Here is a 14909-nt window from a genome sequence, read left to right as displayed (position 1 = left end):
CCCTTCGGCGGCAGGCCGCCCGCACCGGGCTCAGTCGAGTACGGCCTCGAGGGTGACCAGCAGCAGCGTCACGGCGATGACCCACAGGGCGATGACCCACAGCCGGCCGTCGCGGGCTCGCCGACCCGGCGCTCGTACCTGGTGCACGGCCCCTCCCTCTCCGGGCACGTGGCCCTGAGGGGTCTTTTTACTCCTTTACCTTCCCCGTGGCGAGCGGTTTCGCCACGGATCCCGTCCTGCCACTCGCCGCGAGGTCACGCAACGGTCACGGCGCGTCCGGCTTCATACCGTTCCTGCCGCGGATCGTCCTGGTTCGGGGCCCGACCCGAGGACGACCCTGGCCAAAGCGCTGGTCGCACGTTAGGTTCGTCCGACGCCACTCCGGGTGTGGCTCAGGTCACACGTGGTTGTCGCGCACCCCATCGGCTCGACCCTCGAAGGATCACGTGTTGAAGAAGAAGCATCTCGGGACCGTCGCCTGCGCCGCCCTGGCGCTCTCGGTCCTCGCCCCCATGACCGCCTCCGCACACCCCGAGCACGGCGAGAACCAGACCGAGCAGTTCGCCGGCGAGGGTGTCGCCGGCCCCGGCTACAAGCAGCACGGCGAGGTCTCGGGCCACCTGCCCGCGGTCAACCGCGACATGCGCGTCGTCGGTGCCGCGACCGTCAGCAACCCCAGCGGCGCCGAGTCCGGCCGCGGTCGTGTCGCCGACGTCTCCGCCTACGGCGACTACGCCTACCTCACCTCCTTCCGCACCGACAACTGCCTCGGCGGCGGCGCCTGGGTGGTCGACATGAGCGACCCGAAGAACCCGGTCGAGGACGAGTTCCTGCCGACGACCCCGGGCAACTACGCCGGCGAGGGCTCGCAGGTCTTCACGCCGAAGTACGGCCCGTACGCCGGCAAGCAGCTCTTCCTGCACCAGAACGAGACCTGCGACGCCGAGATCGCGGCCGAGGCGAAGCCGGACGGGCCGAACCTCGGCGGCATCAACATCTGGGACGTCACCGACGCCGACGCGCGCACCCTGCTCGTCGAGCACGCCGGTGACTACACCGACGGTGAGGAGACCCGGGAGAACCCGACCTCGGTCCACTCGATGTTCGCGTGGAACTCCTTCGTCGACGAGAGGGTCTACGCCGTCCTCGTCGACAACGAGGAGGCGGCCGACGTCGACATCCTCGACATCACCGACCCGACCGCCCCGGTCATGGTCAACGACAGCCTCGACCTCGCCTCGAAGTTCGGCGTCGCCCAGGAGAACCCGGACAACCTGACGTCGGTCTTCAACCACGACATGACCGTCAAGCGGGTCGGCGGTCGTTACGTCATGAACGTCAACTACTGGGACGGCGGCTACGTCCTGCTCGACGTCACCGACCCCACCCCCGACGGCGTCTCGCTGATCGCTGAGTCCGACTTCGCCGCGCTCGACGAGGAGCGCCTGGCCCGGGGCGAGGAGATCAGCCCCGAGGGCAACGCCCACCAGTCCGAGTTCTCCCGCAACAACAAGGTCCTGGTCGGCACCGACGAGGACTTCAACCCCTACCGGGTCTTCGCCTCCATCACCTCCGGCGAGTTCGACGGCTACGAGTTCTCCGCCGCCTCCGCCAGCGACACCCCGGCGCTGACCCCCGAGACCCCGATCTCGGGCACGCCGACCAACGTCGGCCTGGCCTGCGAGCCGCTCGAGGCCGTCGAGGGCGGGATCGCCCTCATCGAGCGCGGCACCTGCGCCTTCCAGGTCAAGCTCGACAACATCACGGCCGCCGGTTACGACAGCGGCATCGTCTTCAACAGCGCCGCCCCCGGCTGCGAGGGCTTCATCAACATGCTGGCCGAGGATGAGGAGACCGAGTTCGTCTTCGTCCAGCGCTCGACCGGCCTGCGCCTGCTCGGCGTGGCCACCGAGGGTGACGCCGCCTGCACCACCGCCAGTCCCGCTGGCGCCGAGTCCGCCTCGGTCGACATCTCCGCGGTCTTCGACGGCTGGGGCTACGTGCGGATGTTCCGCACGGACTTCACCGGCAAGCCCGGCACCGCGGGCTCGATCCGCCAGGTCGACACCTACGCGCTGCCGGAGTCCCAGGAGCGGGCGTACGCCGAGGGGTTCGGTGACCTGTCGGTGCACGAGGTCGCGATGGACCCGCGCGAGGGTCGCTCGCTGGCGTACCTGTCCTACTACTCCGGTGGCGTGCGCGTCCTGGACTACAGCAAGGGCAAGCTCCGCGAGGTCGGCGCCTTCATCGACGAGGGCGGCAGCAACGTCTGGGGCATCGAGGTGCACAAGATGGCGGGCAAGACCTACCTGCTCGCCAGCGACCGCGACCGCGGCCTCTACATCCTGAAGTACACCGGCAAGAAGGGTGGTCGCGGCTGACGCCACGACGCTCTGGACCACGGACAGGGCCCCGGTGCTGCGGCACCGGGGCCCTGCTCCGTCCCGCGTGCGGACGCCGCGGCGCTCAGAAGACGTTGAACGGGCGGAACTGCACCGAGAGGCGTGGCCCGGAGTGCGCGACCTTGGGCACCGCGTGCTCCCACGTGCGCTGGCAGCTGCCCCCCATGACGAGCAGGTCGCCGTGGCCCATCTCGAAGGCCAGGCTCTCCCCGCCACCACGCGGGCGCAGCAGCAGCCGCCGCGGGTCGCCGACCGAGACGATGGCCACCATGGTGTCCTGGGTCGACCCGCGACCGATGGTGTCGCCGTGCCAGGCGACGCTGTCGCGTCCGTCGCGGTAGTAGCAGCAGCCGGCGGTGCGGAAGGGCTCGCCGAGCTCCTCGGCGTAGTGCGCGCTGAGTGCGTCGCGGGCCTCGGTGAGCGCGGGGTGGGGGAGCTCCTCGCCGATCATGTAGGTGTGCACGAGCCGGGGCACGTCGACCAGCCGGTCGTACATCTGGCGCTTCTCCGCCCGCCAGGGCACCTGTGCGACGAGGGCGGCCATCACCTCGTCGGCGTCGGGCAGCCACGAGCGGCGTACGTCGACCCAGGCCCCGTGCGCGAGCGGGTGCCGCTCGAGGTCGGCGAGGGAGTCGGCCAGCGCCACACCACCGGTGGCCTGCTCGGCGAAGAGGGTGCTCTGGAAGTCCACGCGACCAGGGTACGCCGGGCATCGAACACGTGTTCGACGCGGGGGGCGGCGTGTCGAGCAGCGCCTGCCTCTCCTCGGGCGCCCGTGGCCCGAGGGTGCCATCCGGACCTGGCACGTCCGGGCCGGTTTTAGGCGTTCGCCCCCGGAGTCCGCGCGGACCTGTCTAGTCTGCTCGGCGTGGAAGAGGTACTAGTACCCGACGGGCGGGCGCTCAAGCACGTCCAGGTGCGCGAGTACGTCCGCAGCCTGGTCACCGGCTCGGCGCCCGGCTCGCCGGCGCCCTCGGAGCGCGAGCTGGTCCAGCACTTCGGCGTCGCCCGGATGACGGTGCGCCAGGCGATGGACGCCCTGGTCGTCGAGGGCCTGCTGGAGCGGATCCCCGGGCGCGGCACGTTCGTGGCGCGGCCGAGGCGGATGGCCAGCCGGATCACCGGCTACACCGAGGACATGACGCGTCGCGGGATGCTGGCCGAGAGCCAGACCCTGCTCGCCCGCCGCGAGCAGGCCGGGCCGGGCGTCGCCCGCGCGCTGGCGCTCACCGAGGGCGACGCGGTCATCCACTGGCGCCGGCTGCGCCGCGCCGACGGAGTGCCCATGTGCATCGAGGACGCCTACCTCAACGAGGTGCTGCTGCCCGGCTTCCTGCAGCAGGGGATGCCCACGAGCCTCTACGACTCCCTCGAGGCACGCGGGCTGCGTCCCACGTGGGCCGAGGACTCCATCAACGCCGACAAGGCCACCGCCGAGGAGGCGACCCTCCTGGAGATCGAGCCGATGAGCGCGGTGCTGCGGCACTCGCGCCGGGCGATCTCGGGGGAGAAGGTGGTCGAGGTGTCGCGCTCGGTCTACCGCGCGGACCGGTACACGCTCTGGGTCCAGCTCGGGACCGACGGCTGACGGGGACGCGCCAGCGGACCCGTCGTCCGGTGGTCGAGCAAGCCGCGCGACCGAGGAACGAGGTCGCGACCGGCGTGTCGAGACCCTCGTCTGGTCGGGGAGGCATGAGCCCGGCGAGCCGGGGACGCGCCAGCGGACCCGCCGAGCCGGGTGACCCTCACATCCTCGGCAGGCTCCCCAGCGGCGCGACCGGCTTCCCGCTCTCCTCGCAGACCCACACCGGGTCCGGGCCGCCCAGGTCGGGGCTGATGTGCACCATGTGCTCGGCCTCCTCGTCGCACCAGTCGCACACGGGCCAGCGCCCGACGGTGTCCACGAGCGCGTCCTGCACGTCCTGGGCGACCAGCCCCGCGACGTACTGCGCCCCCTCGGGCCACTGCTCGGCCCACCAGGTGCGCGCCGAGACGGCCTCCTCCAGTGCCGAGACCGCGTCGGGGGTGGCCCGGCGTCGGGCCTCGAGGTCCGCGAGCACCCGGGCCCGGGCCTCGAAGAGCAGTGCGACGTCCACCCACCCATGAGTAGCACAGCCGCATAGGCTCGTGCGCGTGGCGATCCTCATCGACCCGCCCCAGGTGCCCGGGCACGGCCGGTTCTGGTCGCACCTGGTGAGCGACACCTCGCTCGAGGAGCTGCACGCCTTCGCCGCCTCGATCGGCCTGTCGCCGCGGGCCTTCGAGCGCGACCACTACGACGTGCCGGACGAGTGGTACGGCGCCGCGGTCGCCGCCGGCGCCCTCCCCGTAGCCAGCCGCGACCTGGTCTCCCGGCTCCTCGACGCCGGGCTGCGGGTGCGGAAGGGGACCGGTCCGGTGGGCGAGCGGGGGTAGTCCGAATCATTTCTGATGCTGGACGCGCCGCCAGCATCAGAGATGATTCGGACTACCCGACCTCGACCCCTCCCAGCGCCGCCAGCTCCGCGGCCAGGTTCGCCCGGGCGGCAGCCTCCCACCGGTCCCGGGCGTGGTCGGTGCGGAAGAGCGTCGGCCGCCCGGCGAGCGAGGCCAGCACCTGGGCGCGGCCGCGGCGGAAGGTCTCCTCGTCGAGGTGGGTGTACTCCTCGCGCACCCCGGCGACGTACGCCGCGTAGCGGTCCTGCCCGGCGGCGAGCACGGCCAGGTCGGCGTCGGAGAGCACGCAGCCCTCGACGTCCTCGGGTGCGGGGTCGTGGGTCTCGGTCATCCGCACGAGCCGGGCCACCTCGGCCGCGACCGCCTCCCCGACGTACGACGGCAGCGACCGCTCCGCCCAGGCGGCCGAGCGCTCCTCGGCGTCGCGCTCCCCGTCGTAGACCGCGTCGTGGAACCACGCCGCCAGCAGCACCTGCTCGCGCCTGAAGCCGATCCCGGCCGAGGCCAGCTCCTCGACCCGGGCCAGCACCTCCGCCAGGTGCCGCAGGTCGTGGTAGCCGGGTCGGTCCCAGGCGGCGAGCAGCTCCTCGCGCAGGTCGTCGGCCCCCACGACCGGCCACCGTGACCGCAGCTGCTCGACCAGGTCGGGCCCCGTGAGGTCGGGGTCGTCAGGGGCGTCGTCGGGTGGCACGGATCTGTCCGGGTCGGGCATCGGCCCATCCAACCCGGCCGTCCCATCGCGCGCTAGTGTGCGGGCAGGTAGAACACGTTCTCGCCCCGGCCGGGGCGTCCGAGCAGGGGAGTCACCATGGCTGCGAGCACCGACAAGATCCGCGAGGTCGTGGAGGCCTACGTCCGCCTCGTCGCCGAAGGCAAGGCCACCGAGGTCGCCGACCTCTACGCCGACGACGCCACGGTCGAGGACCCGGTCGGCACCGAGGTGCGTCGCGGCCGCGAGGCGATCCTGGAGTTCTACGGCGGGCTCGAGGGCCTGGAGGCCAGCACGACCCTGCAGCAGGTCAAGATCGCCGCGGGCGAGGCCGTCTTCTCCTTCGAGCTCGTCACCAAGGTCGGCGACAAGAGCTACACGGTCGCCCCGATCGACCACATGGTCTTCGACGAGGACGGCCGGATCACCGCGATGCGGGCCTTCTGGGACCCCGCCACGGACATGTCGGTCAGCTGACCGGGGACTGACCCGCGGCTGACCGGACCCGGTCCGAGCCCCGGCTCAGACCCGGGTGGCCGGCAGCGCCATCGCCACCGCGCCGCCGCGCGGCAGGTCGTGCCGCGCCGGTCGGGGGCGGCGTGCGCCGTGCGGCAGCACGAGCGTGCCGAGGTCGACCAGCGCGCCCTCGGCGCACGCGAGCCCGCGCAGCACCCGCCGGTCCACGACCGCGCGGTCGGGGCCGGACTTCACGACCAGGCTCAGCCCGCTCGAGGCCGGCAGGTCGCCGCCGACGACGAACCGCCCGCCGTGGTCGGCGCGGCTGCGCGCCAGCAGCGTCCCGCGCGCGTCGCGCAGCTCCACCAGGGCGGCGTACGCCGGCGCGCCGGTGCTCGGGTCGACGACGGTGCCGGTGAAGGCGGCCCCGACCACCAGCTCGGCGGCGCCGGAGCGCGAGACGGGGGTCGCGGGCTCGACCAGGCCGAGCGCCACCTCGGTGGGCACCCCGACCTGCGGCTCGACCAGCACGGGCACGGACTGCCAGGCGCCCTTGGTGGCCCGGACGAGGTAGGTGGTGGTCGGCAGGCCGGCGAGGGTGAAGGCCCCCAGGCCGTCGGCGCGCACGGTGAAGACCCGGCCGTCGGCCGCGGTGGCGGTGACCGTGGCGAAGCGGGCGCGCTGCTCCTCGGCGGTCGCGACCCGTCCGCGGAGCACGGCGCCGCGGTCGAGGACGACCTCCGTGGTGGTGCGCCAGCCGACGCGCACCACGACCTCGACCCGGGTGGCGGCCAGGCGGGTGGGGTCGGCGACCGAGCGGTCGTCGGTGACCTCGAGGGTCCAGCGCCCGGCGGGCAGGAAGAGGTCGGTCTCGTGGTGCCAGACCCGCCGGTGCCCGACGAGCCGGCCCTCGGCGTACCACGCCACGCGGGCCACGCAGGTCGAGGCGGCGAGGAGCCGCAGTCGGACGGTGCCGCGGTCTGCCCTGCGCTTCATGGGTGCCTCCTCGTGTGCGTGGTCGGGGTGGTGCCTGGTCGGTGGTGGTGGTCTGGTCGCGAACGTAGTCCGGCGCGGAGCGCGCCCCACCCGCCTGTCGGGCACCCCTGGCCCACGGGGGTGGGTGACGGCGCGGCACCGATCGGTCAGGTCCGTGGCCCGTCCGGGCCAGGCCGGTCGGCGGGTCAGGCGGGTGGAGCAGGTGTCAGGCGGCGGGGTCGGCGGCTTCGCAGTTCGGGTCGTTCTGCGGGAAGCCGTCCTGCTGCTCGACCGGGAGGTAGGGCAGCAGCACCTCGCCGAGCTGGGTGGTGGTGCCGACCTTGAGCGCGACGCCTGCCACCTCGGTGCTGCCGAACTTGCAGCGGTAGGGCTTCTCGCCGAGGTACGCCGAGCCGTTGGTCGGGTCGGGGTCGACGACGGCCGTGACCCCGGTCTGGGTCAGCAGCTGCCCGCCGATGAAGAACTGCCCCGTGGAGTCCGAGCGGGCCGTCCCGAGCAGGCGGCCGTCGGCGGCGAAGAGCCGGACCCGCGCTCCCTCGAGGTCGAGCTCGGGGTGCTCGGCGTCGACGACGTACCCCTGCACCGACGCGGCGGCCCTGGTCCAGGTGAAGACGCTGACCAGGTCGGCCCCGCCGTTCCCCGGGACCTTGGCGCCGTCGATGGCGCCCTCCTGCGGGAGCCAGCTGCCGACCCCGGGGGCGACCATGCGGTACTTCCCCGGGTAGAGCCCCGCGAAGACGGCCTTGCCTCGCCGCGCCTTGACCGTCCAGAACTGGCCCGTGGCCTTGCTGACGGCGGTCACGAACGCGGTCTCGCGCATCGTCTCCCCGCCGGCGCGCAGCCGGACCTGGAGCTTGCCGGCGCGCTGGTTGAGCGCGATGGCCGTGTTGGCGCGGTCGCCGGGGCGCAGGCCCCGGACGAAGGTGCTGCGGCCGACCCAGGTCTTGGTGCGCTCGTAGGTGAAGACGGAGTAGCTGCCGGTGGGCAGTCCGCCGATCGCGAACTGGCCCTTGCCGTTGGCCTTGGTCTCGAAGGACTGCTCGTTGCTGTTGGCTGCCACGACCCGGGCGCCGCCGGCGGGCTTCCCCCCGGCCCGGACCGTGCCGGTGATCGCAGCGCCCGGCTGCATCCGCACGTTGCGCTGCACGAAGTCGCCGGAGCGGACGCGGACCTTGAGGTCGGTGGGCGCGAACTTGTCGACGTTGTAGGCCGGGCGCTCGTCGGTGAACTGCAGGTAGTAGGTGCCCGGGGCCAGCGAGATCGAGTAGATCCCGTTGGTGACCTTGCGCGAGCCCAGGAAGCGCCAGTCGGCGTCGAACCAGCGCATCTTGACCGGGAAGCCGCCCGGACGGATCTCGCCGGTGACCGTGCCGCGCCCGCCCTCGGCAGCACGCGCCGTCGGCGCCGGGACGGTGACCGCACCGAGGGCGGCCAGCACGGCCAGGACGAGCGCGAGCACGGTCGCCACCGCGGTGCTGCGGGCGGCGGTGCCGGTGACGGTGACGGTCCCCATGTGGTGCTCCGGGCGGGTCGGCGGCCGTCCTGGTGACGACCGCGTTGCACCCACCGTAGGGAGGCGACCTTCAGCGCTGCTCAAGATCGCCTCAAGGTCGTCTCAGTTCTCCGGGCGGACCCCGGGAGCGGTCGCCGGGGTGGTCGCGGGCGGCGGGCCCAGCTCGACCGGCAGGTCCGAGGCGTGCAGCACCAGCAGGCTGGTCACGGCGCGGGTCAGGCAGACGTAGAGCCGGCGCAGCCCGGTGAGCCGGTCGTGCTCGGCCGCCACGACGTCCGCGGGCTCGAGCAGCACGACGTGGTCGAACTCCAGCCCCTTGGCCAGGCCCGCCGCCACCACCTCGACCCTGGCCTCGACACCGACCTCGACACCGAAGTCGTCGCTGGCCTCGCTGCGCCCGAGCACCCGGTGGTCGAGATCCCCCAGCGCGCGGGAGACCTCCTCCACCAGCGCGTCGGGTACGACGACACCGACCGACCCCTCGCGCTCCAGCACCCGCGCGAGACGACCGGGCAGCTCGGCGACCGGGTCACCCACGCGGTCCACCACCAGCTCACCGCGCGCCCGGCGCACCGACGTCGGCGGGGCCAGGCCGGGGGCGACGTGGGGGAGCAGCCCGGCGGCGTACTCGATCACCTGACCGGGGACCCGGTAGCCGCGGGTGAGCTGCTCCACGTGCGCGTCGGCCTTGCCGAGGTGGGCCAGGGCCTCCTCCCAGGACCGAGCGCCCCACGGGGTGGTGGCCTGCGCGAGGTCGCCGAGGACGGTGACCGAACCGGTGCTGGAGCGGCGGGCGAGCGCGCGCAGCATCATCGGCGAGAGGTCCTGGGCCTCGTCGGCGACCAGGTGGCCGACCGAGCCGGTGCGCTCGACCAGGTCGCGCAGCTCGTCGAGCAGCACCGCGTCGGCCAGCGTCCAGCGCGCAGCCCCGGCGCTGCGGGGAGGGTGGTCCCACAGCAGCGCGCGCTGCTCGTCCTCGTCCAGCAGGCCGTCGGCCGCCGCGGCGAGCGCACCGGCGTCCGAGAGCAGCCGGTGCAGCAGCCGGGCCGGGTCGACCGACGGCCACAATGCCTTCACGCAGGCCTTGACGGGGGCGCTGCGGGCGACGGCGTCCTGCACCCGGTCGTCGGGGGAGTCGCCCGCCTCCTCCATCCGCAGCAGCATCCGGTGGGCGAGTGCCTGGCCCAGCATGGCGCCGGCCGCGGCGTACCGCACCCCGCGCGTGCGCAGGCCGTCGAGCACCTCCTCCACCTCGTGGACCGGGACCCGCCACCGACGCGCGCCACGGGGCACCACGAGCGCCTCGCTCGGCGTGCCGATTCCCGACCACACCGCGCGGCGCAGCACCTCGGGCATCCGTGCGTCGCCCTTGAGCGTGGCCACGGCGTCGGGCTCGACCGCCCGCACCCCCCTGCCCGCGGGCAGCGGTGCCGTCACCAGCTCCTCGATCGTCGCCTGGGTCGCCTCGACCTCGCCGAGCGCCGGCAGCACGTCGCGGATGTAGCGCAGGAAGCTCGCGTTGGGTCCCACCACCAGCACGCCCTGGCGGCTCAGCTGCTCGCGGTGGGCGTAGAGGAGGTACGCCGCGCGGTGCAGGCCCACGGCCGTCTTGCCGGTCCCCGGCGCACCCTGCACGCAGATCGACCGCGACAGGTCGGCGCGGACGATCACGTCCTGCTCGGGCTGGATGGTGGCGACGATGTCGCGCATCGGGCCGACGCGCGGACGCTCGATCTCGGCCTCGAGGATCGCGCTGTGCCCGGCGGCCCGCCCGCTCGCCAGCGGCTCGTCCTCGAAGCCGGTCAGCTCCCCGCGCTGGAACCCGTAGCGCCGCCGCAGCCCCACGCCCAGCGGCTCGGTGCTGCTGGCGCGGTAGAACGGCGTGCTCACCGGAGCCCGCCAGTCCACCACCAGCGCGTCGCCGTCGGGGCCGGTGACGTGCCGGCGCCCGATGTGGAAGGACTCGCCCTCGTGCCCGCCGCCTGCGTAGTCGAGGCGGCCGAAGAACAGGGGCACGGTCGGGTCGTCGGCCAGCTGCTTCATGCGCAGCGCGAAGGTGGACTCCAGGAACTCCCGGCTGACCCAGTCCGCGGCCGCGCTGCCGTCCATCGACGCCGTCCGCTCGCGCATCCGGGCCAGCTGTCGCCGCGACTGCGCCAGGTGCTCCTGCTCGCGGGCGAGCTCGGACACGGTTCCTCCCGGTCGGTCGGCGTCAGGGCGAACCCCGCACCCTAGGACGCGGTCGCGTCGACCTCCACCGGTTTCTGCTCCACCGCGGGCGCCGCGCTCATCGCCCACCGGATCGTCCCGGTCGCCGCACCTCCGAGCACCTTCACGACGGTGCGCTCGGTGACCGGCATGAGCGGCAGCCGCAGCGGCAGCCGCGTCCACGCCGGCAGCAGCCCCACGGCCGCGGCCACGAGCACCGCGTACGCCGGCCGCGCGACCAGCGGGACGGGCGGGCGCAGCACGACGTACCGCACGGCCTCGCGCGCCTCGGGCGTCGCGCGCAGCTCGGGGCGGTAGGACGCCAGCGCCTCCTCGAGCTCGGCCTCGGTGGTCGGCGGATCCAGCACGCCCAGGCGGCGGCCGACCTCGGCGATCTGCGCGACGTACTCGTCGCGGCCGGCCTGGTCCAGCGGCCGCGCGCCGTAGACCTGGTGGGCCAGCAGGAACGAGTGCGCCTCGGCCACGTGGACCCAGCGCAGCAGGTGCGGGTCGGAGGCGGCGTACGGCGTGCCGTCGGGCATCGTCCCGGTGACCTTGGCGTGGATGCGCCGCACCGCCTCGCACGCGGCCTCGGCGTCCTCCTCGTGCCCGAAGGTGGTGACGGCCAGGAAGGTGCTGGTGCGCGCCAGGCGGCCGAGCATGTCGCCGCGGAAGCCGCTGTGCTCGGAGACCGCGCGCATCGCGGCCGGGTGCATGGTCTGCAGCAGCAGGGCCCGGATGCCCCCGACGAACATGCTGGCGTCGCCGTGGACCCGCACGATCGCGCTGTCGGGCTCGAACCAGCGCGGCCCGGGGCGGCCGTGGATGCGCTCGCGCTGCCGCGGACCGTCGGGCCCCGCGACCCGGGCGAACACCGCGGCGCCCAGCCGGTCGCGGGTGGCGTCGAGCAGCTTCACGGGGTCGAGCCTAGGAAGGGGCGCCAAGAGGGGTAGTCCGAATCATGTCTGATACCCAGCGCGCGCCGAGGATCAGAAATGATTCGGAGTACCCCGCGCTCAGGCCTCGAACCCCCGCACCCACAGGCAGTGCTCGGACTCGCCCAGGCTCGCCAGGACCTCGGTGGGCAGCGGGCCGTCGACGTCGGTGACGACGTACCCCTGCTCGCCGGTGGTGGCGAGGTACTGCCCGGTGACGTTGACGCCCGAGGCCGCGACCAGCGCGTTGACCTCGGCGAGCACGCCGGGGACGTTGTGGTGCAGGAAGCCGACCCGGGTTCCGGTGTGCAGCTGGGGCGCCATGACGGCCGGCAGGTTGACCGACAGCTCGGTGCGGCCCTCGAGCACGAAGCCGGCGAGCTTGTTGGCGACGAAGTGGCCGATCTCCTCCTGCGCCTCCTGGGTCGAGCCGCCGACGTGCGGGGTGAGGATGACGTTGTCGAGGCCGCGCAGGGGCGACTCGAACGGGTCGCCCTGGGCCTTGGGCTCGACCGGGAAGACGTCGAGCGCGGCGCCGGCGATGTGGCCCGACAGGATGTGCTCGCGCAGCGACTCGGTGTCCACGACCATGCCGCGGGCGGCGTTGATGAACAGCGAGCGCGGCTTCATCTTCGCGAACTGCTCGGCGCCGAAGAGCCCGGCGTTGCCGGGGCGGCCGTCGACGTGCAGCGACACGACGTCGGCGCGCTCGAGCAGCTCGTCGAGGGTCTTCATCCGCTGGGCGTTGCCGTGCGCGAGCCGGTCTGCGGTGTCGAAGAAGATCACCCGCAGGCCCATCGCCTCGGCGAGGTTGGAGAGCTGGGTGCCGATGTTGCCGTAGCCGACGATGCCCAGCGTGCGACCGCGGATCTCGTGGCTGCCCTTCGCCGACTTGTCCCAGACACCGGCGTGCATCTTCTCGGTCTTCTCCGGCAGCCGGCGCGCGAGCGAGATGATCTCGGCGATGACCAGCTCCACCACGCTGCGGGTGTTGGAGAACGGCGCGTTGAAGACCGCGATCCCGCGCTCGGCCGCGCCAGCTAGGTCGACCTGGTTGGTGCCGATGCAGAAGCAGCCGACCGCCAGCAGGTCCGGGGCGTTGTCGAGGACCTTCGTGGTGACCGTGGTGTTGGACCGGATGCCCAGCAGGTGCACGCCCGGCAGCCGCTCGACCAGCTCGGCCTCGGAGAGGGAGCCCTGGAGCAGCTCGACCTCGAAGCCGCGGTCGGTGAGGACCTCGACGGCCAGCGGATGGATGTTCTCGAGCAGCAGCGCCTTCACCCGTCCCAGGGTAGGCGCGCGCCCCGGACCGGCCGAACCGACGACGTACGGCGGACAGCGGCGGGGCCCCGGCGCACCGGCGCAGGGCCCTGGGAGGCTCAGCCGTCGAGCGCCGAGACGTCCCTGGAGGACGCCTCGACCCCGTAGGGCCTGCTGCGCGCCGCCCGGCACGCGCGGCGGCCGCGTTGTCGTCGACTCGTCGGGACTCCGTCCCGCCTTCGCTCCTCCGCCTTGCCGACGCACGCGCCGGACGACGCTCGCGACGGCCTACAGGGTCGAGACGTCCTCCGCGTCGACGATCCGGTAGGCGTAGCCCTGCTCGGCCAGGAAGCGCTGGCGGTTCTGGGCGAAGTCGGCGTCGACGGTGTCGCGGGAGACCACGGTGTAGAAGCGCGCCACCTTGGCGTCCCCCTCCGTGGCGGAGCCGGGGCGCAGCAGCCGGCCGAGCCGCTGGGCCTCCTCCTGCCGGGAACCGAAGGAGCCGGAGACCTGGATGGCGACCTCGGCGTCGGGCAGGTCGATGGAGAAGTTGGCGACCTTGGAGACCACGAGCGTGCGCTCCTCGCCGGAGCGGAAGGCGTCGAAGAGGCGCTGGCGCTCCTTGACGCTGGTCTCGCCCTTGATGACGGGGGCGCCGAGGGCCTCGGCGAGCTCGTCGAGCTGCTCGATGTACTGCCCGATCACCAGCGTCGGCTGCCCGGCGTGCCGGGCCATGAGCGACTTCACCACGTCGATCTTGCGGTGGGTGCAGGAGGCCAGCCGGTAGCGCTCCTCGGGCTCGGCGGTCGCGTAGACCAGCCGCTCGCCCTCGGGCAGCGTCACCCGCACCTCGACGCAGTCGGCCGGGGCGATCCAGCCCTGCGACTCGATGTCCTTCCAGGGCGCGTCGTACCTCTTCGGGCCGATGAGGGAGAACACGTCGCCCTCGCGGCCGTCCTCGCGCACCAGCGTGGCGGTCAGGCCGATCCGGCGCCGGGCCTGCAGGTCGGCGGTCATCCGGAAGATCGGCGCCGGCAGCAGGTGCACCTCGTCGTAGACGATCAGGCCCCAGTCCCGCGCGTCGAGCAGCTCCAGGTGCGGGTAGACACCCTTCCGCTTCATCGTGAGCACCTGGTACGTCGCGATGGTGACCGGCCGGATCTCCTTGACCGCGCCGGAGTACTCCCCGATCTCGTCCTCGGTCAGCGACGTACGCCGCACGAGCTCGTCCTTCCACTGCCGCGCCGAGACGGTGTTGGTGACGAGGATCAGCGTGGTGGCCCGGGCGTGCGCCATCGCGGCCGCGCCGACCAGCGTCTTGCCCGCCCCGCAGGGCAGCACCACGACGCCGGACCCGCCGTGCCAGAACGACTCCGCGGCGTCGCGCTGGTAGTCGCGCAGCTGCCACTCGTCCTGCACCAGGTCGATCGGGTGGGCCTCGCCGTCGACGTACCCCGCGAAGTCCTCGGCCGGCCAGCCCAGCTTGAGCAGCGCCTGCTTGAGGTTGCCGCGCTCGGAGGGGTGCACCGCCACGGTGTCGTCGTCGATCCGGTTGCCCAGCATCCCGGCGACCTTCTTGGCGCGCAGCACCTCCTCGAGCACCGGCCGGTCGTTGCTGACCAGCGTCAGTCCGTGCGTGGGGTGCTTCTCCAGCCGCAGCCGGCCGTAGCGCGCCATCGTCTCGGCGACGTCGACCAGCAGCGAGTGCGGCACGGCGTACCTGCTGAACTCCAGCAGGGTGTCGACCACCTGCTCGGCGTCGTGCCCGGCGGCGCGGGCGTTCCACAGCCCCAGCGGCGTGAGGCGGTAGGTGTGGACGTGCTCGGGCGAGCGCTCCAGCTCGGCGAACGGCGCGATCGCCTTGCGGCACTCGGACGCGCGGTCGTGGTCGATCTCGAGCAGGAGGGTCTTGTCCGACTGGACGATGAGGGGGCCGTCGGTCACCGGATGAGTTTACGGAGGGGCTGGGTGAAGCCTCGTGCGGGCGGGCCGTG

Annotated in this window: 13 protein-coding genes; 4 read left to right on the top strand and 9 right to left on the bottom strand. The window is 73.2% G+C overall.

Annotated features, from left to right (window positions below; translation table 11 throughout):
* The first annotated feature begins 449 nt into the window (after positions 1–449).
* Complete coding sequence (locus ACYVID_RS02120; protein WP_460733940.1) at positions 450–2381, top strand: PA domain-containing protein; 1932 nt, start codon at positions 450–452, stop codon at positions 2379–2381.
* A gap of 85 nt (positions 2382–2466) precedes the next feature.
* On the opposite strand, the gene ACYVID_RS02115 is transcribed toward ACYVID_RS02120, so the two are convergent.
* Positions 2467–3093: an alpha-ketoglutarate-dependent dioxygenase AlkB gene (locus tag ACYVID_RS02115; RefSeq protein WP_460733938.1), complete on the bottom strand. Its 627-nt coding sequence runs from the start codon at positions 3091–3093 to the stop codon at positions 2467–2469.
* A gap of 177 nt (positions 3094–3270) precedes the next feature.
* Between ACYVID_RS02115 and ACYVID_RS02110 the strand changes: the two genes are divergently transcribed.
* Entirely contained in the window at positions 3271–3990 is a 720-nt protein-coding gene (locus ACYVID_RS02110) for a GntR family transcriptional regulator (protein ID WP_460733936.1), read from the top strand.
* A gap of 157 nt (positions 3991–4147) precedes the next feature.
* On the opposite strand, the gene ACYVID_RS02105 is transcribed toward ACYVID_RS02110, so the two are convergent.
* Entirely contained in the window at positions 4148–4498 is a 351-nt protein-coding gene (locus tag ACYVID_RS02105; protein ID WP_460733934.1) for a hypothetical protein, read from the bottom strand.
* 37 nt (positions 4499–4535) lie between these two features.
* On the opposite strand from ACYVID_RS02105, the gene ACYVID_RS02100 reads away from it, so the two are divergent.
* Complete coding sequence (locus ACYVID_RS02100) at positions 4536–4817, top strand: DUF4031 domain-containing protein (protein WP_460733932.1); 282 nt, start codon at positions 4536–4538, stop codon at positions 4815–4817.
* 52 nt (positions 4818–4869) lie between these two features.
* On the opposite strand, the gene ACYVID_RS02095 is transcribed toward ACYVID_RS02100, so the two are convergent.
* On the bottom strand, positions 4870–5550 hold the full coding sequence (locus ACYVID_RS02095) for an HD domain-containing protein (RefSeq protein ID WP_460733930.1): 681 nt from the start codon (positions 5548–5550) through the stop codon (positions 4870–4872).
* Positions 5551–5646: 96 nt separating this feature from the next.
* Between ACYVID_RS02095 and ACYVID_RS02090 the strand changes: the two genes are divergently transcribed.
* Positions 5647–6024, top strand: a complete 378-nt coding sequence (locus ACYVID_RS02090) for a nuclear transport factor 2 family protein (protein WP_460733928.1) — start codon at positions 5647–5649, stop codon at positions 6022–6024.
* Between the two features lie 45 nt (positions 6025–6069).
* Here the strand turns inward: ACYVID_RS02090 and ACYVID_RS02085 are convergent, their stop codons facing one another.
* The 6 genes from ACYVID_RS02085 to ACYVID_RS02060 all read right to left on the bottom strand — a co-directional run bounded on the left by ACYVID_RS02085 (position 6070) and on the right by ACYVID_RS02060 (position 14859).
* A complete protein-coding gene (locus tag ACYVID_RS02085) occupies positions 6070–6999 on the bottom strand; it encodes a hypothetical protein (RefSeq protein WP_460733926.1) in 930 nt (309 codons plus the stop codon).
* 205 nt (positions 7000–7204) lie between these two features.
* Entirely contained in the window at positions 7205–8512 is a 1308-nt protein-coding gene (locus tag ACYVID_RS02080) for a carboxypeptidase-like regulatory domain-containing protein (RefSeq protein WP_460733924.1), read from the bottom strand.
* Between the two features lie 102 nt (positions 8513–8614).
* A complete protein-coding gene (locus ACYVID_RS02075; protein ID WP_460733922.1) occupies positions 8615–10702 on the bottom strand; it encodes a HelD family protein in 2088 nt (695 codons plus the stop codon).
* Between the two features lie 41 nt (positions 10703–10743).
* Complete coding sequence (locus ACYVID_RS02070) at positions 10744–11637, bottom strand: oxygenase MpaB family protein (RefSeq protein ID WP_460733920.1); 894 nt, start codon at positions 11635–11637, stop codon at positions 10744–10746.
* A 99-nt stretch (positions 11638–11736) separates the two neighbouring features.
* A complete protein-coding gene (serA, locus tag ACYVID_RS02065; protein ID WP_460733918.1) occupies positions 11737–12936 on the bottom strand; it encodes a phosphoglycerate dehydrogenase in 1200 nt (399 codons plus the stop codon).
* 267 nt (positions 12937–13203) lie between these two features.
* Positions 13204–14859: a DNA repair helicase XPB gene (locus tag ACYVID_RS02060; protein WP_460733916.1), complete on the bottom strand. Its 1656-nt coding sequence runs from the start codon at positions 14857–14859 to the stop codon at positions 13204–13206.
* Positions 14860–14909 lie beyond the last annotated feature (50 nt).

This window comes from Nocardioides ginkgobilobae, assembly GCF_054781275.1.
The sequence above is the reverse complement of the archived record's forward strand: the minus strand, read 5'-3'. Positions and strand labels throughout refer to the sequence as shown.

Bases quoted from the DNA above. Each gene is read 5' to 3' on its own strand.
- ACYVID_RS02095 (WP_460733930.1), bottom strand. From the start codon at position 5,550: ATGCCCGACCCGGACAGATCCGTGCCACCCGACGACGCCCCTGACGAC.
- ACYVID_RS02090 (WP_460733928.1), top strand. From the start codon at position 5,647: ATGGCTGCGAGCACCGACAAGATCCGCGAGGTCGTGGAGGCCTACGTC.
- ACYVID_RS02085 (WP_460733926.1), bottom strand. From the start codon at position 6,999: ATGAAGCGCAGGGCAGACCGCGGCACCGTCCGACTGCGGCTCCTCGCC.
- ACYVID_RS02080 (WP_460733924.1), bottom strand. From the start codon at position 8,512: ATGGGGACCGTCACCGTCACCGGCACCGCCGCCCGCAGCACCGCGGTG.